The organism is Streptomyces sp. NBC_01283 (genome assembly GCF_041435335.1).
GTDB lineage: Bacteria > Actinomycetota > Actinomycetes > Streptomycetales > Streptomycetaceae > Streptomyces.
In genome coordinates, this window is the sequence record NZ_CP108430.1 from 4,704,550 (window position 1) to 4,723,876 (window position 19,327).

General features: G+C 69.4%; 16 protein-coding genes. 8 read left to right on the forward strand and 8 right to left on the reverse strand.

Annotated elements, in window-relative coordinates:
- Nucleotides 1–2: 2 nt before the first annotated feature.
- Nucleotides 3–689: a DUF4234 domain-containing protein gene (locus tag OG302_RS21430; protein WP_371528246.1), complete on the reverse strand. Its 687-nt coding sequence runs from the start codon at nt 687–689 to the stop codon at nt 3–5.
- A 362-nt stretch (nt 690–1,051) separates the two neighbouring features.
- Between OG302_RS21430 and OG302_RS21435 the strand changes: the two genes are divergently transcribed.
- Together OG302_RS21435 and OG302_RS21440 are read left to right on the forward strand one after the other, a co-directional pair.
- Complete coding sequence (locus tag OG302_RS21435) at nt 1,052–1,375, forward strand: hypothetical protein (RefSeq protein ID WP_371528247.1); 324 nt, start codon at nt 1,052–1,054, stop codon at nt 1,373–1,375.
- A gap of 96 nt (nt 1,376–1,471) precedes the next feature.
- Nucleotides 1,472–1,600, forward strand: coding sequence for a hypothetical protein (locus OG302_RS21440; RefSeq protein WP_371528248.1), 129 nt, complete (start codon nt 1,472–1,474; stop codon nt 1,598–1,600).
- Between the two features lie 133 nt (nt 1,601–1,733).
- Here the strand turns inward: OG302_RS21440 and OG302_RS21445 are convergent, their stop codons facing one another.
- The 3 genes from OG302_RS21445 to OG302_RS21455 form a co-directional block, all read right to left on the reverse strand.
- Nucleotides 1,734–2,609, reverse strand: a complete 876-nt coding sequence (locus OG302_RS21445) for a hypothetical protein (protein WP_371528249.1) — start codon at nt 2,607–2,609, stop codon at nt 1,734–1,736.
- 181 nt (nt 2,610–2,790) lie between these two features.
- Nucleotides 2,791–3,897 carry a metallophosphoesterase gene (locus tag OG302_RS21450; RefSeq protein ID WP_371750186.1) on the reverse strand — a complete coding sequence of 369 codons (1,107 nt, stop codon included), beginning with the start codon at nt 3,895–3,897 and terminating at the stop codon, nt 2,791–2,793.
- A gap of 280 nt (nt 3,898–4,177) precedes the next feature.
- On the reverse strand, nt 4,178–5,299 hold the full coding sequence (locus OG302_RS21455; RefSeq protein WP_371528250.1) for a LacI family DNA-binding transcriptional regulator: 1,122 nt from the start codon (nt 5,297–5,299) through the stop codon (nt 4,178–4,180).
- 377 nt (nt 5,300–5,676) lie between these two features.
- Between OG302_RS21455 and hisC the strand changes: the two genes are divergently transcribed.
- The 6 genes from hisC (at nt 5,677) to OG302_RS21485 (ending at nt 16,199) form a co-directional block, all read left to right on the forward strand.
- The gene (hisC, locus tag OG302_RS21460; RefSeq protein ID WP_371528251.1) at nt 5,677–6,756 is read left to right on the forward strand and encodes a histidinol-phosphate transaminase; all 1,080 of its coding nucleotides are present in this window, start codon (nt 5,677–5,679) and stop codon (nt 6,754–6,756) included.
- Nucleotides 6,757–7,018: 262 nt separating this feature from the next.
- Nucleotides 7,019–8,557, forward strand: a complete 1,539-nt coding sequence (locus tag OG302_RS21465; protein WP_371528252.1) for a cytochrome ubiquinol oxidase subunit I — start codon at nt 7,019–7,021, stop codon at nt 8,555–8,557.
- A 14-nt stretch (nt 8,558–8,571) separates the two neighbouring features.
- On the forward strand, nt 8,572–9,576 hold the full coding sequence (gene cydB / locus OG302_RS21470; protein WP_371528253.1) for a cytochrome d ubiquinol oxidase subunit II: 1,005 nt from the start codon (nt 8,572–8,574) through the stop codon (nt 9,574–9,576).
- Nucleotides 9,577–9,715: 139 nt separating this feature from the next.
- On the forward strand, nt 9,716–13,219 hold the full coding sequence (cydD, locus tag OG302_RS21475; protein WP_371528254.1) for a thiol reductant ABC exporter subunit CydD: 3,504 nt from the start codon (nt 9,716–9,718) through the stop codon (nt 13,217–13,219).
- A 97-nt stretch (nt 13,220–13,316) separates the two neighbouring features.
- On the forward strand, nt 13,317–15,053 hold the full coding sequence (locus OG302_RS21480; protein WP_371528255.1) for a GAF domain-containing sensor histidine kinase: 1,737 nt from the start codon (nt 13,317–13,319) through the stop codon (nt 15,051–15,053).
- 105 nt (nt 15,054–15,158) lie between these two features.
- Nucleotides 15,159–16,199 (forward strand): murein hydrolase activator EnvC, encoded by a 1,041-nt coding sequence (locus OG302_RS21485; RefSeq protein WP_371528256.1) that lies wholly within the window; start codon nt 15,159–15,161, stop codon nt 16,197–16,199.
- 74 nt (nt 16,200–16,273) lie between these two features.
- On the opposite strand, the gene OG302_RS21490 is transcribed toward OG302_RS21485, so the two are convergent.
- The 4 genes from OG302_RS21490 to OG302_RS21505 all read right to left on the reverse strand — a co-directional run bounded on the left by OG302_RS21490 (nt 16,274) and on the right by OG302_RS21505 (nt 19,250).
- Nucleotides 16,274–17,161 carry a Cof-type HAD-IIB family hydrolase gene (locus OG302_RS21490; RefSeq protein WP_371528257.1) on the reverse strand — a complete coding sequence of 296 codons (888 nt, stop codon included), beginning with the start codon at nt 17,159–17,161 and terminating at the stop codon, nt 16,274–16,276.
- Nucleotides 17,162–17,222: 61 nt separating this feature from the next.
- Nucleotides 17,223–18,146, reverse strand: a complete 924-nt coding sequence (locus OG302_RS21495) for an LLM class flavin-dependent oxidoreductase (RefSeq protein WP_371528258.1) — start codon at nt 18,144–18,146, stop codon at nt 17,223–17,225.
- A gap of 35 nt (nt 18,147–18,181) precedes the next feature.
- The gene (locus OG302_RS21500; protein WP_371528259.1) at nt 18,182–18,628 is read right to left on the reverse strand and encodes a hypothetical protein; all 447 of its coding nucleotides are present in this window, start codon (nt 18,626–18,628) and stop codon (nt 18,182–18,184) included.
- A gap of 19 nt (nt 18,629–18,647) precedes the next feature.
- On the reverse strand, nt 18,648–19,250 hold the full coding sequence (locus OG302_RS21505) for an RNA 2'-phosphotransferase (protein ID WP_371528260.1): 603 nt from the start codon (nt 19,248–19,250) through the stop codon (nt 18,648–18,650).
- Nucleotides 19,251–19,327 lie beyond the last annotated feature (77 nt).

The window sequence follows — 19,327 nt, forward strand, 5'->3', positions numbered from 1 at the left end:
GGCTAGTGAGGGAGGACCGGATCGGCGACCCGCAGAGCGTTGAGGACCGCGTCCTCGGTGGAGTGCACCTCGGGGTAGAGCTTCTCCGGGTCGGTGTGAAGTCGGTAGTCCCACACGATGCCGTAGATCCCGAGCGTGACGAACGAGAGAAGGAAGTGCATCCCGAAGCTGCGGTTCAGCGCTTGGACGGGCTCGAAGGTCAGCGGATACCGGACAATCCCGAGTTTGGTCCAGGCGACACTGAGTTTGTCGTCGAAGTCCTGTTCAGTGAGCTGGATCTGCCACCAGAAGCGCATCAACCGATAGATCGCGATGCATCCGTAGACCCCTAGCGTGATGAAGGACAGGAAGACCGACAGTCCAGCTTTGATTGGTTTGTGCTCATCCTCGAAACGGCCTTTCACAAAGCGCTGCAGGTCGTCCAGCTCATCGTGACTGGCCTCGTACTGGCCATGCTCCTCGGCGTACTGCTTTGAGGCCTCGATGACCGCGTTGTAGTAGTGCACACGGCGACCTCTGAAGAGGTCAGCACGGTTGAGTCGGCGATAGAACAGCACGACTCCGTAGATGCCTAGCGTCACCCATGACAGGAGAAAGAAGTAGATGCCCCAACCGACGAATCTCTGGTCCGTCGAGCGCCTCTCGTGCACGTAGCGGTCTACTTGCTGCACTGCTTGGAGCTGTTCCATGTGGGCCCCCAGTTGATCAGCCCTCGTCGGTGCCGGGTGTGATCTTCTTCTGGGGAGACATCAGCGGCTCAATCCCACGGAGACGGGTTGCCCGTCCTCAGTACGTCTAGCGATCGCACTCTCTTTGCCCAGCGTATGCCTGGCTCAGTGCAAAAGCCCCTGCTCTGCAGCCTTTCCTTCAGGGACCTGCCCAAAGTGCTGAGCAATCCTGCTTGGCCGGCCCCGGACGAGCCGAGGGGTGTGGTGCCTCTGGCGCCTGCCAAGGCTGGACTGGGCAGAGCATCACCGGACGGACTTTGCGGCAGATGGGAGTGCCAGTCCGGCGTGCGGATTGACACTCCTCGGGGTGATGCTGGTCGCCTTTGGCACTGGCCAAGGACCCTGACGCGCACACCGGCGAGTGCTACGTCGTATACGGAGTGGTCACACGGTCCGACGCAGCAACTGGTGCCGAGGCTCTTCGCGCGGACGTCGACGGAGTTCGGCACACCGACGCTTACGAGTGCCCGACCAACACCGTTCTGACCGGGGACGTAAAAGCGTTCGCGAAGATCGTGACGGATGACAGCTTCACGGCGAAGGTCGAAGTGAGCGGATCCATCGAGTACGAGAATCAGATCGGCGGCGAGAGGACCGCTCCGGAGCTGCAGGTGGATTCCATCAAGGTGACAACCCCTGCGCCGTAGGCGACTCTGCGTGGCCCAATTCTCTGAGACGGCCCGAAGCTGCTCAGGGTTGGCGCCCATCGAGAATGTGCCGGTTCCAGGCTGAAGTTGCCCAGCATGAAGATCTCGCACGACATCCGGCGTGAGCACGGTGGCCCGAAGGCCGAGATCGAGGCGGGCATGGAGCAGAAGTCCAAGGAGTTCGCGGCAGCAGGAAACCGCGTGTACCTCCCCATCGCCGACTGAGCCGACTGAGCCGACCGAATCGGCTGAGCTGACCGAGCCGACCAAATCGGCTCAGCGATGGTCCGCGCCGTGCTTCGGGCGGGTGTCATGCCCGCCCGAAGCAGCGTCGCGTACTACCCCGGCGTGCCGCGTGCTACTCCGGCTTGTGGTCGGGCCCGCCGAAGTCCGGGCTGCTGAAGTCCGGGCTGGAAAAGCTCGGACGCGGTCCCGCCGCCGGGCCGCCGTCCGGGCTGCTGAACCCGGGCCTGTTGTAGCCGAGTTGGGGCATGCGGCTGCCCGGGTCCGTCGACGGTGTGCGCGCCGCGTGCGCCGCCCCGGGATCCGCGAGCGCATCCCGCAGGAACGGCAGGACGCCGCGCTCCATGAGTGCCTCGCCCCAGGCTTCCCTGGCGCGAACCACCTCCTCGTTCCGTTCTCCGTACGAACCGGCCTGGAGCGACGTGGCGCCGTTGCGCAGGGCGGTCAGGAGCAGGCCGATCGCGGCGATCAGGATGCCCCCTGCGGTGAGCGCGCCGAACAGCCACCCCGCGGTGAGCAGGGTTTCCGCGAAGGCGGGCTCGGGGTTGAGCATCTTCAGGATGTAGCCGACGAGCAGAAAGATCGCGGCGGCCGCCCCGGCGAGTACCGGTGCGAGCACCGCGACGACGGCGACGGCTCCCGCCCCCGATGTCTGGGCGGTGACCTCCCCCATCGTTGTGGCGAGACCGAGGCCCCCGGAGCCGGCTTCCGCCGGACCCTCGGTGCTCCGCTCCCGGATCGATGGTGCGGCAGATCCGCTTTCGCGCAGTTCCTCGCGGACCTTCACATAGTGCGTGTACTCGGTCGTGGCGGCGGCAGTGATCAGCGCAGTGGCGTTCAGCGCCATGGTGCGCAGCTGCTCGGGATTGAGCCGCTCGCCCACTGCGGCGAGATCAGGGCGATTCGGTGCCGTACGCAGCGCCTCATCGAGGATCCGCTCGTACTCGGGGCGGTCCTCATTGAGCAGGTGTGGAGCGCTGTTCATGTGCATCCCCCGATGCTCCGTAGGGCTTGGGGCTCGCATGGGTGCGAGCCGTCGGGCAGAAACGGAGGGGAGCCTGCTACGGATAAGCCGATGGTAGAGCCGTGAAGGCACGCGGTGACAGGGGGTTTCCAGAAATAGGCCCCCTGGCCAGCGTGATCCTGTAGTGGTGCGCCTGCCCGGCGAACGCTCAGTTATCCAGGGGCAGTTGGCAGACCAGCAGTTTTCCGGCCATGGTCACGCCGCCGTCCATGGCGATGGCCAGTCCGCCTGCGTAGATGTGGGGTCCCTCGATGACGGGGCCGCCGCCGTCCGAGTCATCCTCGGAGCCGACATCACCGAGCAGATACGGGATGGGGCTGTGGCCATGCACGATGCGGTGGCCGCCGTACATGTCGAGGAGTTCGCGTACGGCGGAGGGGCCGGACTCGTCGCGGAAGGCGAAGCGCTTGGTGAACTTCCGGAAGAGGTCCCAGCATTCGTCGGCGTCATTGCGCGTGAGGGTCTCACGGACCGTGTCGTTCACGGCCTCGATCGAGTCGCCGTAATCCAGATAGGCGGTGGTGTCGGAGTGCATCAGGAGATGCCCGTCCTCCGCCTCGATGGCGTCGAGGCGGGCCATCCACTGCAGATGGTGGTCCTCCAAGCGCTCCATGTCGGTCTTCTGGCCGCCGTTCAGGAGCCAGGCGGCCTGGAACGTGGCCGTGCCCGCACCCGAGTTGACCGGGGTGTCGCCGAACCGCTTCGCGCCAAGGAGGAGCAGCTCGTGGTTGCCCATGAGCGCCTTGCAGTAGCCACCGGCGGCCGCGGCCTGCGCGGACAGACGCATCACGAGGTCGATGACGCCGATGCCGTCCGGGCCGCGGTCGGTGAAGTCACCCAGGAACCACAGGCGCGCGTTGCCCGCGGACCAGTCGCCCTCGGCGTCGATGAGGCCCTGCTCCTGGAGCGCCGCGAGCAGCTCGTCCAGATAGCCGTGCACATCGCCCACCACGTACAGCGGGCCGTGTTCGTCGGTCGCCGGCGCCTGGGGAGGCTCGGGCATGACCTGCACCTCCACTCGCACGGTGTCCCCGCGATTGATGACGGGGAGGTCGCGCTGAGTGGGGGTGTAGCCGTCGTCCGCGTCCGGCGCTCCGGGGATCACCCCCGGAGCGCCCGGAACCGCCACACCCGCCGGGTCCCCCTGGACCGGACCGGTCTCATGGACGTACGCCGGAACGCGGAAGTCGCGCAACGTCGCCGTCCGCACATCGGGTCCCTGACCGGCCCCCTGAGTCATCGACCCCTCCACCACCATTGCGCCGCATCTGCACCGAGATCGGACTGCCTGGTCGCAGCGGCCCGCGGTGTCGTCCGCCCATCATAGGAATGCGGCTCGCGCTGTGTGGTGCACCAGGGGTGGTGAATCAGTGCTGAACCCCAGTTCACCGAGGTTTTCTCCCGAATTGGGTAGGGGTTTCCCCCCAGTCCACGACCGGGACGTGCCAGGCAGTGCCGGTTGTCGGCCGGTTGTCGGGCGGTTGACGACCGACTGACAACCGGCTGACGGGGGTTCTCCCCGCCGGGCGGCCCGCTCAACCGGGTCCGGATGAGCGGGGTGGGCTGACCGTCGTACGCGGGGGACGTCGCTCGGACGAGGTGCGCACGATCAGCTCCGTCGGTATCACCTGCTCGACGGGCCGACCCGAATCCAGGCCTTCGATGGCGTCGATGAGGAGCTGGACGACGGCTGTGCCGATGCGCCGGGGTTTGAGCGAGAGCGTGGTGATGGGCGGTTCGGTGGTTGCGTAGACCGTGGACTCGCTGCAGCACACGAGCAGCAGATCGTCCGGGACGCGCAGGCCGTACCGGCGGGCGGCGGCGAGGAGATCGGTGCCGTTCGGGTCGAAGAGGCCGTAGACCGCGTCGGGACGGTCGGGCCGGGCGAGCAGCCGGTCGGCTGCGACGGCGCCCGCACAGGGATCGTGGGCCGGGTAGGACTCGTAGACCGGATCCTGCCCGACGCGCTCGCACCAGCGCAGATAGGCGGTCGTGGACAGATGGGTGTACGTGTCCGTGGTGGTCCCGGTGAGCAGCCCGATCCGGCGGGCTCCGGCCGCCGCGAGGTGGTCGAGGATCTCGAGGACCGCCGCCTCGTGGTCGTTGTCGACCCAGGCGGTGACCGGGAGTGACCCGGCAGGACGTCCGTCGGACACGACGGGTAGGCCCTGGCGCACGAGTTCGCTGACGACGGGATCGTGGTCGGAAGGATCGACGACGACGGTGCCGTCGAGCGCGACGTTCGACCACACGTCGACCGGGCTGCGCCGGGAGGTGGCGGGCAGGATGACGAGGGCGTAGCCGCGGGCCAGCGCGGCGGAGGTGGCGGCTCTGGCCATTTCCGCGAAGTACGCGAATTCGGTGAAGGTGAAAGGTTCATCCCCGTATGTCGTCACGGTCAGGCCGATGAGGCCCGACTTGCCGGTACGGAGGGTTCGGGCCGCCGCGGAGGGGCGATAGCCCAGCCGTTCGGCGACCTCGCGGACATGGCGACGGGTGGCGTCCGGAAGCCGCCCCTTGCCGTTAAGAGCGTCGGAGACAGTCGTGATGGAGACACCGGCGGCGGCGGCGACGTCTCTGATGCCCGCTCGGCTCTGCCGGTTGCCCCGGCGGGCGGTCTCCGCTCGGCTCACCTGATGGTTCCCTGCTGCTGTCATGGCGAGCCGATAGTAGGGCTCATGAGGGTGGGTAGGGCGGACGCATATTCACTTGTTGACAGGCACGTTTCTGCATGGTCAGTACGGGTCAACTGCCTTGGATTATAAGGGAGTTACTGGGTTCCGGGGTGGACGGTCCCTTGTCGCCGCGCACAGGCCTGCCAAATGAGCGATGTTTCGAAGAGGTCTCAACTCACCTTCACGGGTGATGCGCGCCACGGAGTGAGCCACCGGCGCGCGCTGTGAGAGAGAGCGCTCCCCCCTCGTCGTGCGCCTGGTGGAGCGGATCCCCCTGACCCATTCGCAGCAGCGCTGAATCCTCATAAGGTGAGGAGTATTGAAGTCAGGCCGTTCAGGTGTTCAAGAGGAGGACTGCGGTGAGCGAGAAGAGCCCGAGGCTGCGTGCCGAGCTGGAGGGTATCCCCACCTACAAGCCGGGGAAGCCCGCCGCGGCCGATGGCCCGGTGGCCTACAAGCTGTCCTCGAACGAGAACCCCTACCCGCCCCTGCCGGGCGTCATGGAGAGCGCGCTCGCCGCCGCGGGTGTGTTCAACCGCTACCCCGACATGGCGTGCACGGGCCTGATGAACGAGCTCGCCGACCGCTTCGGGGTGCCGGTGTCGCACGTGGCGACGGGCACGGGTTCCGTCGGCGTCGCGCAGCAGCTGATCCAGGCCACGTCGGGCCCGGGTGACGAGGTCATCTACGCCTGGCGGTCCTTCGAGGCGTACCCGATCATCACGCAGGTCAGCGGGGCCGCGTCGGTGAAGGTGCCGCTGACGCCGGGGGACGTCCACGACCTGGACGCGATGGCCGACGCCATCACCGACCGGACGCGGCTGATCTTCGTCTGCAACCCGAACAACCCGACCGGCACCGTGGTGCGCAGGGCCGAGCTCGAACGGTTCCTCGACCGGGTGCCGAGCGATGTCCTGGTGGTGCTCGACGAGGCCTACCGCGAGTTCATCCGTGACCCGGAGGTGCCGGACGGTGTCGAGATCTACCGCGACCGGCCGAATGTCGCCGTGCTGCGTACGTTCTCCAAGGCGTACGGCCTCGCGGGCCTGCGCGTCGGCTTCGCGATCGCCCATGAGCCGGTGGCGGCCGCGCTGCGCAAGACGGCGGTGCCGTTCGGCGTGAGCCAGCTCGCGCAGGACGCCGCGGTGGCCTCGCTGCGGGCCGAGGACGAGCTGATGGGCCGCGTCGGGTCGCTGGTCGCCGAGCGCACGCGGGTGGTCGAGGCGCTGCGCGGGCAGGGCTGGACGGTGCCAGAGACGCAGGCGAACTTCGTGTGGCTGCGGCTCGGGGAGCGTACGACCGACTTCGCGGCGGCCTGCGAGAAGGCCGGCGTGGTCGTACGGCCGTTCGCGGGCGAGGGGATGCGGGCCACGATCGGCGAGACCGAGGCCAACGACATCTTCCTGCAGGCGGCGGAGGCGTTCCGCAAGGAGCTCTAGCCTCCGGCCGCTGTGGACGAGGAAGGCCGAAGAAGGACCAGATGGCCCCGGGGTGCTCCCCGGGGCCATCTCGCGTTCCCGGGGTACGGCCTTCTTGCGTTCCCGAGGCGAGGGGGGGACCCCCCTCCACGCGCCGACAGCCAGTACGACATAATGCTTGTGAATGTGAACGCGTTCACAAGCGTGTCCCGGTTGCTCCCAAGGTAAGTGGGATTAAAGGGGCAAACTGCCGATGTGATCACGGCCGTAAGGAGAAGTCGACGTGGATCTGGCTCTGGCGCCCGAGACATTGGCGCGATGGCAGTTCGGCATCACCACCGTCTACCACTTCCTGTTCGTCCCTCTGACGATCTCTCTGGCCGCCCTCACGGCGATCCTGGAGACGGCTTGGGTGCGCACGGGCAAGGAGCACTACCTCAGGGCGACCAAGTTCTGGGGAAAACTGTTCCTGATCAACATCGCGATGGGTGTCGTCACCGGCATCGTCCAGGAGTTCCAGTTCGGCATGAACTGGTCCGACTACTCGCGCTTCGTCGGTGACATCTTCGGGGCGCCGCTCGCCTTCGAGGCGCTCATCGCCTTCTTCTTCGAGTCGACCTTCATCGGCCTGTGGATCTTCGGCTGGGACAAGCTCCCGAAGAAGCTGCACTGCGCCACGATCTGGATCGTCTCCGCCGGAACCATCGCGTCGGCGTACTTCATCATCGCGGCCAACGCCTTCATGCAGCACCCGGTCGGCTACAAGATCGTGGAGCGGGACGGCACCAAGCGCGCGGAGCTCACCGACTTCTCGAAGGTGCTGTTCCAGGAGACGACGCTGGTCAACTTCGCCCACGTCATCTCCGCGGCCGTCCTGGTCGGCGGCGCCTTCATGACCGGCATCGCGATCTTCCACCTGCGCAAGAAGCAGCACATCCGCACCATGCGGATGTCGATGCGGCTCGGCCTGGTCACCGCGTTCGTCGGCACCCTGCTCACCGTGGTCAGCGCCGACACCCTCGGCAAGGTCATGTACGAGCAGCAGCCGATGAAGATGTCGGCCGCCGAGGCGCTGTGGGAGTCGGAGAAGCCGGCGCCGTTCTCGCTCTTTGCGTACGGCGATGTGTCCAAGGGGCACAACGACGTGGCCATCGAGATCCCCGGAATACTGTCCTTCCTCGCCAAGAACAACTTCAGCGCCGAGATCCCCGGCATCAACGACCTCAACAAGGAGGCGCAGGAGAAGTTCGGGCCCGGCGACTACCGGCCCAACATCCCCACCGCCTACTGGTCCTACCGCTGGATGATCGGCTTCGGCGGGGTCTCGATGGCCCTGTGCACCGCCGGCCTCTGGCTCACGCGCAAGAAGTTCTGGCTGGCCCCGGAGCACCGCACGGGCGCGGACGACGTGCCGAAGCTGATGCTCACCAAGAACAAGGAGCTGGCGCCGAAGCTCGGCAAGTGGTGGTGGGTGCTCTCCCAGTGGACGCTGATCTTCCCCCTCATCGGCACCGCCTGGGGCTGGATCTTCACCGAGACCGGGCGGCAGCCCTGGGTGGTCTACGGCGTCCTGAAGACCAGGGACGCGGTCTCGCCGGGGGTTTCGCAGGGCGAAGTCATCACCTCGCTGGTCGTGTTCACCGCGATCTACGCGATCCTCGCCGTGATCGAGGTGAAGCTGCTGCTCAAGTACATCAAGCAGGGGCCGCCCGAGCTCACCGAGGCCGACCTCAACCCGCCCACCAAGATCGGCGGTCCCGGCTCGGGCTCGGGTTCCGATGACGACGCCGATGCCGACCGGCCCATGGCCTTCTCGTACTGAGGGAGTTGATCGACATGGAACTTCACGACGTCTGGTTCGTGCTGATCGCAGTCCTGTGGATCGGCTACTTCTTCCTGGAGGGCTTCGACTTCGGGATCGGCATCCTCACCAAGCTGCTCGCCCGTGACCGGACCGAGAAGCGGGTGCTCATCAACACCATCGGTCCCGTCTGGGACGGCAACGAGGTGTGGCTGCTCACGGCGGGCGGTGCGACCTTCGCCGCCTTCCCCGAGTGGTACGCGACGCTCTTCTCCGGCTTCTATCTGCCGCTCCTGATCATCCTGCTCTGCCTGATCGTGCGCGGTGTGGCCTTCGAGTACCGGGCCAAGCGGCCCGAGGAGAAGTGGCAGCGCAACTGGGAGCAGGCCATCTTCTGGACCTCGCTCATCCCGGCGGTGATGTGGGGCGTGGCCTTCGCCAACATCACGCGGGGCGTGAAGATCGACGCCCACAAGGAGTACGTGGGCAACTTCTGGGACCTGCTGAACCCGTACTCGATCCTGGGCGGCCTGGTCACGCTGACGCTGTTCACCTTCCACGGCGCGGTCTTCGCCTCGCTCAAGACGGTGGGGGACATCCGGATGCGGGCGCGGAAGCAGGCGCTCGTGCTCGGCCTGGTGACCGCTGTCCTGGCGCTCGGGTTCCTGGTCTGGACGCAGGCGGACAACGGCGACGGCAAGAGCCTGGTCGCGATGATCGTGGCCGTGGTCGCGCTGGTCGGTGCCATCGGGGCGATCAAGATGGGGCGCGAGGGCTGGTCGTTCGCGCTGTCGGGCATCACGATCGCGGCAGCCGTCGCGATGCTCTTCCTGACGCTCTTCCCGAACGTCATGCCCTCGTCGCTGAACGAGGAGTGGAACCTCACGGTCACCAATGCCTCGTCGAGTCCCTACACCCTGAAGATCATGACCTGGTGCGCGGGCATCGCGACGCCGATCGTGCTGCTCTACCAGTCGTGGACCTACTGGGTGTTCCGCAAGCGGATCGGGACGCAGCACATCGCTGACGCGGCGCACTGAGTGCTCCGCGGATGCCGCGCACTGAGTCCTCCGTGGACGCCGTGCACTGAGTCCTCCGTGGACGCCGTGCACTGAGTCCTCCGTGGACGCCGTGCACTGAGTTCTCCGCTCGCTGATCTCTTCGGAGGGTGTGTTTCACGTGAAACCAATCGACCCGCGTCTGCTCCGGTACGCCCGCGCCACTCGGTTCTTCCTGGCCGCGGTGGTGGTCCTCGGCGTCGCCGGGGCGGGCCTGGTCGTCGCTCAGGCGATGCTCATCGCCGAGATCGTGGTCGGGGCCTTCCAGAAGGGGCTCGCCCTCGGTGACCTGGGGACGCCGCTCGTCCTGCTCGTGGTCGTCGCGGCGGGGCGGGCGCTGGTCGCCTGGCTGACCGAGCTCGCCGCCCACCGGGCGAGCGCGGCGGTGAAGTCGGAGCTGCGGGGGCGGCTGCTCGACCGGGCGGGGCAGCTGGGTCCCGGCTGGCTGAGCGGCCAGCGGACGGGTTCGCTGGTGTCGCTGGCCACGCGGGGCGTGGACGCGCTGGACGACTACTTCTCGCGCTATCTGCCGCAGCTGGGGCTCGCGGTGGTGGTTCCGGTGGCGGTGCTCGCGCGGATTGTCACCGAGGACTGGGTGTCGGCGGCGATCATCGTCGTGACGCTGCCGCTGATCCCGATCTTCATGATTCTGATCGGCATGGCGACCCAGAATCACATGGACCGTCAGTGGCGGCTCCTCTCGCGTCTGTCGGGGCACTTCCTGGACGTGGTGGCGGGGCTGCCGACGCTGAAGGTGTTCGGGCGTGCGAAGGCGCAGGCCGAGTCGATCCGGCAGATCACGGGCGAGTACCGGCAGGCGACGATGCGTACGTTGCGCATCGCCTTCCTGTCGTCGTTCGCGCTCGAACTCCTCGCGACGCTGTCGGTGGCGCTGGTCGCGGTGACGATCGGGATGCGGCTCGTCCACGGGGACATGGATCTGTACGTGGGCCTGGTCATCCTGATCCTCGCGCCCGAGGCCTACCTGCCGCTGCGTCAGGTCGGTGCGCAGTACCACGCGGCGGCCGAGGGACTCTCGGCCGCCGAGGAGATCTTCGAGGTCCTGGAGGCTCCGGTGCGGGCCACCGGGGAGGCGGCGGCGCCTTCGGGGACGTTGAGCGTGGAGGGCGTGACGGTCCGGTATCCGGGGCGCGCGTCGGACGCGGTCTCCGGGGTGTCGTTCGCGGTGGAGCAGGGCGAGACCGTGGCTCTGGTCGGGCCGAGCGGCGTGGGCAAGTCGACGCTGCTCGACGTGATCCTCGGGTTCGTCGAGCCTGCCGAGGGGCGGGTTTGCGTCGGGGGCGTCGACCTGGCCGGGGTCGCTCCGGAGCGGTGGCGCGAGCGGATCGCCTGGGTCCCGCAGCGGCCGCACCTGTATGCCGGGTCCATCGCGGAGAACGTACGCCTGGCGCGGCCGGACGCGGACGACGCCGCTGTGCGGGACGCGTTGGAGGCGGCAGGGGCATGGGAGTTCGTTTCCGCGCTGCCGGGTGGCGTGGAGACGCTGCTCGGGGAGGACGGGGCCGGTCTCTCCGCCGGGCAGCGGCAGCGGCTCGCCCTGGCGCGGGCGTTCCTGGCCGACCGGCCCGTGGTGCTCCTCGACGAGCCGACCGCGGCGCTGGACGGGGAGACCGAGGCAGGGGTCGTCGAGGCTGTCCGGCGGCTGGCCGTGGGGCGGACCGTGCTGCTGGTCGTGCACCGGCCGGCGCTGCTGGCCGTGGCGGACCGGGTCGTACGGCTCAGCGCCCCCCGGGAGCGCGCGCTGAACGGGGCGGCGCTCCCGCTCGCGGACGCGGCGGCGGTTGACGCGTCCTTTGGTCATACGGAGGCGCCGGACGCCTCGGTGGAGGCGTGGGAGAGCCCCCGGCCCCGGAGGGACGTGCTGGCCCGGGTGCGGGGTGCCGCGCAGGCGCGGAAGGGCAAGCTCGTGCTCGCCCTGCTCCTCGGCGCCCTCGCGATCGGCAGTTCCGTGGGGTTGATGGCCACCTCGGGGTGGCTGATCAGCCGGGCGGCCGAGCAGCCGCCGGTGATGTACCTGATGATCGCGGTGACGGCGACCCGCGCCTTCGGCATGGGCCGTGCCGTCTTCCGTTACGCGGAGCGCCTCGTCTCGCACGACGCCGTCCTACGGATGCTGGCCGACACGCGCGTGGCCGTCTACCGGCGCCTTGAGCGCCTCGCCCCGGCCGGGCTCGGGAAGACCCGCCGCGGCGACCTCCTCTCCCGCCTGGTCGCCGACGTGGACGCCCTGCAGGACTACTGGCTGCGCTGGCTCCTGCCGGCGTCGGCCGCCGCGGTCGTGGGCGCCGGAGCGGTCGGCTTCACCGCCTGGCTGCTGCCCGAAGCGGGCGCGGTCCTCGCTGTGGGCCTGCTCATCGCCGGAGTCGGTGTACCGCTGCTCTCCGGAGCAGTCGCCCGCCGGGCCGAGCGCAAGCTCGCCCCCGCGCGCGGGGTGCTTGCCACCCGCGTGGCCGATCTGCTCACCGGCACCGCCGAGTTGACGGTCGCGGGCGCGCTGACCCGGCGTACGGCCAAGGCGAAGGATGCCGATGCCGAGCTGACCCGCATCGCGTCGCGGACCGCCACGGCCACCGCGCTCGGTGACGGACTCGGGGCGCTCGCCTCCGGTCTCACCGTGGCCGCGGCCGCCCTCGTCGGCGTACAGGCCGTGCATGACGGCCGGCTCGGCGGCGTCGCGCTCGCCGTCGTGGTGCTGACCCCGCTCGCCGCCTTCGAGGCGGTCCTCGGGCTGCCGCTCGCCGTGCAGTACCGCCAGCGGGTCAGGAAGAGCGCCGAGCGCGTCTACGAGGTCCTCGACGCCCCCGAACCCGTACCCGAGCCCGCCGTGCCCGCACAGGCCCCGCAGACGCCCTTCCCGCTCCGTGTGGAGGGGCTGCACGCCCGGTACGAGGGCCAGGACCGGGACGCGCTCGCGGGCGTCGGTCTGACGCTGGAGCGCGGACGGCGCATCGCGGTGGTCGGTCCTTCGGGCTCCGGCAAGACGACGCTCGCCCAGGTGCTGCTGCGCTTCCTGGGGACGAGCGAAGGAACGTACAGCCTGGGCGGCACGGACGCGGCCACGCTGGACGGCGACACCGTGCGCGAACTCGTCGGGCTCTGCGCGCAGGACGCGCACCTCTTCGACAGCTCCGTGCGCGAGAACCTGCTCATCGCGCGGAAGGGCGCCAGCGACGACGAACTGCGTCACGCCCTCGCGCGGGCCCGGCTGCGGGAGTGGGCCGACTCGCTCCCCGACGGGCTCGACACCCTGGTCGGCGAGCACGGGACCCGACTCTCCGGAGGCCAGCGGCAGCGCATCGCCCTGGCCCGCGCGCTGCTCGCCGACTTCCCCGTTCTCGTCCTGGACGAGCCGGCCGAACATCTCGACCTGCCGACCGCCGACGCACTCACCGGCGACCTCCTCGCCGCCACCGAGGGCCGTACGACGCTGCTCATCACGCACCGGCTCGCCGGGCTCGACGCGGTGGACGAGGTGATCGTCCTGGACGCGGGTCGGGTGGTCCAGCGCGGTGCGTACGCGGACCTCGTGCTGGTGGACGGGCCGCTGCGGCGGATGCGGGAACGGGAGCGGGCCGCGGACCTGCTGGTGACGGCCGCCGGGTAGGACTGTGGGGTCCGTGCACGGCCGGTGGGGGCCCGTACCCGGGACTGGGGACGGGCCCCGACTTTCCTCACCAAATAGGACTAACTACTCTCAAGGCATGTCAGCCCCCTCGGCCTCCGCCGCCTCACCGCAGCCCGACGGCCCAACGGACCCGATAGAGGCGGCGAAGAACGCGACCCGCAGTCTGCAGGGGCTCTCCCCCGAGCTGACCGCGCGCGTGCCGCAGCTCCTGGAGGCGATGCGTTCCGTAGGCGCCGGGCTCGAACTGCACACCACGCTGGACCGGATCTGCGAGACCGCGGCCGAGCTCGCGGACGCCCACTACGCGGCGATCGGCGTCGTCTCCGAAGACGGCAAGGGGCTCTCCGACTTCGTCTACACCGGTATCGACGCCGTGACCGCCGAGCGCATCGGGCACTTGCCCGACGGGCACAAGGGGCTGCTCGGCGCCCTCATCCACCAGCCGGAGACCCTGCGCCTCGCGGATCTCTCGGCCGACCCGCGCTCGTGCGGCTTCCCGGCCCACCACCCGCCGATGCGGACCTTCCTCGGTGTCCCCATCCGCGTCCAGGGCGAGATCTTCGGCAACCTCTATCTGACCGAGAAGCGGGACGGCGCCGACTTCAACGAGTACGACGTGCACATGGTCCGCGTGCTCGCGACGGAGGCGGGCATCGCCATCGGCAACGCCCGCCTCTACGAAGCCGCCATGCAGCGCGAACGCTGGATCGACGGCTCTGTGGCGGTCACCACGGCGCTCCTCTCGGGCAGTGACGCGGAGGAGGCGCTCGCCGTCGTCGCCGAACAGGCCCGCCATCTCGCCGACTCGGCCGCCGGAATCGTGCTCCTGCCCGACGAGGAGGGCGGCATGGAGATCGTCGCCGTCTCCTCGGACGAACCCTCAGGGGCGCTTGGTGTCGTCATCCCTCCGGAGAGCCGGATCATCACCGATCTGCTCGCCGGGGACTCCGTGTTCCTCGACGACGCGGCCACGGACCCGCGCGTCATGACCGACCTCGCCCGCGGCTACGGCCCCGTCATGATGCTGCCGCTGCAGAGCGACGGCCGCGTCATGGGGACGCTCGTCACGCCACGCGCGCGTGGCGCACGGCCGTTCAGCGAGACCGAGCGGACCCTTGCCACCCAGTTCGCCTCGCAGGCCGCGCTCGCGCTGATGATGGCCGAGGCGCAGCGCGACCGTGAACGGCTCGCCGTCTACGAGGACCGCGACCGGATCGCACGGGACCTGCACGACCTCGTGATCCAGCGCCTGTTCGCCACCGGGATGATGCTGGAGAGCGCCCAGCGCAGGTCCATCGTGCCCGAGGTGCAGACGGGGGTGGGCAAGGCCGTCGACGAGCTGGACGTGACGATCCAGGAGATCCGGACGGCGATCTTCGCCTTGCAGCAGGGACCGGCGGAGGCGCCTTCAGGGCTGCGTACGCGGGTCCTTCGCGAGATCAACATGGCTGCCGTACCGCTCGGCTTCAAGCCCTCGCACCATTTCGTGGGACCCGTCGACACCGTGGTCGGCGAGCTCAGCGGCAAGAACCTCATCGCGGCCCTGCGCGAGGCGCTGTCCAACGCGTTCCGGCACGCGCGGGCCGACCGCATCGACGTCGTCGTCGACGCGACGGTGATCCTGCCCGACGGGCAGCAGGGCGTACGCCTGACGGTCTCGGACGACGGCGTCGGCATCGCGGAGGGCGGTCGGCGCAGCGGCCTGAAGAACCTCAAGAGGCGTGCGGAGTCGCTCGGCGGCGACAGTTGGTACGGGCCGGGCATCGGGGAGGACGGCGGCGGTACGGCGGTGGTGTGGCAGGCGCCCTACTAGGCGCCCTGTTCGGGCGTACGGGAGTGGGCTGTTCGGGGCACCGGGTGCCCCGGGTGTACGAGTCGGGCAGGACCCGGCGACGGCGGCAGGGCAACGATCCCTGACATGCGCTTGAGCCACCGCGGTACCCATCACCCGCTCGTCGCCGTGACGGTGCTGCTGTGCGCGCTCCTGTGCCCCATGCCCGCCGATGCCTCCGAAGGACCGGACGCGAGCGCCGAAGTGGCACGCCTCTACGAGGAGGCCTCCGCGGCGACCGCGCGCTACGAAGAGGGCCGGTACGCCGCCAAGGCGCAACGCGCGAAGGTCCGGAAACTGGACCGGCTCCTCACGAAGGAGCAGGCCGCGGTCGAGGTGCTGCACGCGGACCTCGGCCGGATGGCCAGCGCCCAGTACCGCAACGGCGGCGACCTCCCCCAGGCCGCCCAACTCCTGCTCGCCGACAGCCCGGAAGAGCTGATCCGTGGTCAGCGGCTCCTGGGGCAGGCGGATCTCGCCGTCACCCACGCCGTCGGCAAGACCCAGCGGGCTGCCGCCAGGCTCGCGACCGCCAAGCGCACGGCGGACCGCGCCAGGCGCACGCTGGACCGGCGCAGCGCGGATCTCGCCGAGCTGAAGCGCGGCATCGAGAGCAAGCTGGCGTCGGCGCAGTGGACCCTGCAGGGCGAGGCCGACCGGTCGGTCGCGGCCGGGCAGTGCAGGGGTGCCGTACGCCTGGACCAGCCGGAAACGGACTCCACGCGCGCGTGGATGACGCCCGTGGAGACGTACGAACTGTCCGCGGGCTTCGACAGCGCCGGTGCGCGCTGGTCGCACCGGCACACCGGGCAGGACTTCGCGGTCGGCATCGGGGCGCCGGTGCGGGCGGTCGGCGCGGGCCGGGTGGTGTCCGTGTCGTGTGGGGGCGGCTTCGGCATCGAGGTCGTGGTGGAGCACAAGGGCGGCTACTACACGCAGTACGCGCACCTGGCCGCCGTCACCGTCGACCAGGGGGAGCGGGTGCGTCCCGGGCAGTGGGTCGGACAGGCGGGCACCACCGGCAACTCGACGGGGCCGCACCTGCACTTCGAGGTGCGGATCACGCCGGATCTGGGGTCGGCCGTGGACCCCGTCAAGTGGCTGGAGGACCGGGGCGTGCGGCTCTGAGAGAGCCGCGCGAACCGGGGGCGTGCGGGCTCTGAGTCTCCCGGGCGCTCCGAGCCTCCCGGACGGGGTGGGGCCTACTGTTCCTGCTGCTCGCTCAGGATCCGCTCGATGACCACCGCGACGCCGTCCTCGTTATTGGCGACCGTGTGCCCCGAGGCGGCGGCGAGCACGTCCGGGTGCGCGTTGCCCATCGCGTACGACGTGCCCGCCCAGCTGAGCATCTCGATGTCGTTGGGCATGTCCCCGAAGGCGACGACCTCCGCGGGCGTGATGCCGCGTTCGGCACAGCACAGCTCCAGGGTGCTGGCCTTGGAGACTCCCGGGCCGCTGATCTCCAGGAGGGCGCTCGGGCTTGAGCGGGTGATCTCGACCTGGCCGCGCACGGCCTCGCGGGCCACGGCAAGGAAGTCGTCGGGCGCGATCTCGGGGTGGAAGGCGAGGACCTTCAGGATGGGCTGGGTCGCGTTCTCGGAGTCCACGCCGAGGAGCTTCTCCGCGGGGGCGACGCTCTCGCCGGGCTCCAGGTGCAGGGGCGGGTACGTCGGCTCGTGGTGCAGTCCGCCGGTCCGCTCGACCGCGAAGGATGTGCCGGGGGCCGCCGCGCGCAGCAGGCGGACGACGTCGAGGGCGTCCTCGCGCCGCAGCTCCCGCACCTTCACGAAGCGGTGGCCGCCCGATCCGTCGTGCAGGTCGACCACGGCGGCGCCGTTGCCGCAGATGGCGAGGCCGTGGCCGTGCACGTGAGCGCTGACGACGTCCATCCAGCGGGCCGGGCGGCCGGTCACGAAGAAGACCTCGATCCCGGCCCGCTCGGCGGCGGCGAGTGCGGCGACGGTGCGGTCGGACACGGACTTGTCGTCACGCAGGAGCGTCCCGTCCAGGTCCGTGGCGATCAGCCGGGCCTTGGGCCGGTGGGGGGCGGTTGCGGCCGGGGTCTTGGGCCATGGGGTAGCTGAGGTCACGCCACCGATTGTCCCGCACAAACGTGCACGGGCGTGCGCTGGGGCGCACATCTGAGTGCCTTTATGCCCCTGCTGTGCTGCCTCCGAGCTGGACCAGAGCCTCCGTGGCGATCCGCTCGAAGACCTTCTCGTCGGCCGCGAAATCCGTTCCGGGCAGCGGCCAGTGCAGCACGATCTCGTTGAAGCCCAGCTCAGCGTGGTTGCCGGCGAAGTCGACGAAGGCGTCGAAGGAGTCCAGGGGGCGGTCCGGGGTGAACCCGGTGAGGAGGATCTTGTCGAGTTCGGCGACGTCCCGGCCAATCGCGTCGCAGGCCGCGGCGAGCTTGTCGGCCTGTCCGCGGATGGCTTGAATTGACTGTTCCGGAGTGCCGTTCGCGAAGAGCTTGGGGTCACCGGTGGTCACCCAGGCCTGCCCGTGGCGCGCGGCGAGCTTCAGGCCGCGCGGTCCGGTGGCGGCGACCGCGAAGGGCAGCCGGGGGCGCTGGACGCAGCCCGGGATGTTCCGGACCTCGGATGCCGAGTAGTACTCGCCCTCGGACGAAACGACGTCCTCAGTAAGAAGGCGGTCGAGCAGCGGCAGGAACTCGCCGAAGTGATCGGCCCGTTCGCGCGGGGTCCAGGGCTCCTCGCCGGGCTTGAGCAGCGCGGTGGCGTCGAAGCCGTTGCCACCCGCGCCGATGCCGAGGGTGATCCGGCCGTCGGACACGTCGTCCAGGGTGATCAGGTCCTTGGCGAGGGTCACCGGGTGCCGGAAGTTCGGCGAGGTGACCAGGGTGCCCAGGCGCAGCCGGTCGGTTGCTGCCGCGGCGGCGGTCAGGGTCGGCACCGCGCCGAACCAGGGCCCGTCGCGGAAGGTCCGCCAGGAGAGGTGGTCATAGGTGTACGCGGTGTGGAAGCCCAGCTCCTCGGCCCGCTGCCAGCGCTCCTTGCCCCCCTCGTGCCAGCGGCGGACGGGCAGGATCACGGTGCTCAGACGCAAACTCATGTATCAGAGCGTATGTCCTGCGGGCCCCTCGGGCTTCACCGGAATCTGCTGCTCAGCCAGGGGGTGAGGACGACCATGGGGATGTATTCCTTGTGCGTCCTGTCGCCCGGCATCGGCACGATCAGGTGGTAGCCGGGCGGGAAGCGCCGCCCCTTCACATGGGCGAGACCGCCGAGGACCGAGCGCAGGAATGCGGGTACGTCGTCGCGCGGTATGTCGGCGCATTCGACGCCCTCGACGGTGATCAGCGCGTCGTCGTCGGGATAGAGCCGCACCGAGAGCCGGGGCGAGCCGCCGAATTCCACGAAGGCCTCATGGGGCAGTGATCCGTCGGGGTCGGTGGTCACGCCGATGCCCGCGGAGCTGCGGCGCGAGGTCTGGTCGGCACCGATGTCGTGCGAGACCTCCATCTCGATGCCGTACTCGTGCGCGATCTCACGGAGCGCGGCGAGCGCGGCCTCGGTGCTGTGAAGATGCTCCATGTCCATCGATCATGCCTGGTCAGTGCTTCTCCGGGAAGCGGAGATAGCCGGGCGGTACGGCGGCGGTGAGCCAGACTCCGTTGGCGCTGACCTGGAAGACGTGTCCGTCGCGGTGCATCGCGCCCGCGTCGACGGAGAGCACGACGGGCCGTCCACGGCGGGCGCCGACGCGGGTGGCGGTCTCCCGGTCGGGCGAGAGATGCACGGCATGGCGGTTCATGGGCCGCAGGCCTTGGGCGCGGATTGCGGCGATATTGCGGCCCACCGTGCCGTGGAAGAGGTACGAGGGCGGGGGCGCCGGAGGCAGATCGAGGTCGACGTCGACGGAGTGGCCCTGACTGGCGCGGATCCGGCCGTGCTCCACGGCGAAGCGCTGTTTGTCGTTCACGGCCACGACGTGCTCCAGTTCGGCACGGGTGAAGCGGAAACCGTGTGCGGCGGCTGCCGCGATGAGGGCGTCGATCTCCACCCAGCCGCTCTCGTCGAGCGTGAGCCCGATTCTCTCCGGCTGATGCCGCAAGTGCTTGGAAAGGTATTTCGACACCTTCACGGTGCGCCGTTCGCCCGCCGCGTCCCCCGCCGCGCCGTCTGCCGCTTCGTCTGAGGGGGCTTCTCTATTCATCCATTCAGCCTCGCTCCGAAGCGTTCTCCCCGCACTTGATTTTCATCCACCGACTTTTCATCCACCACTTTTCGTCC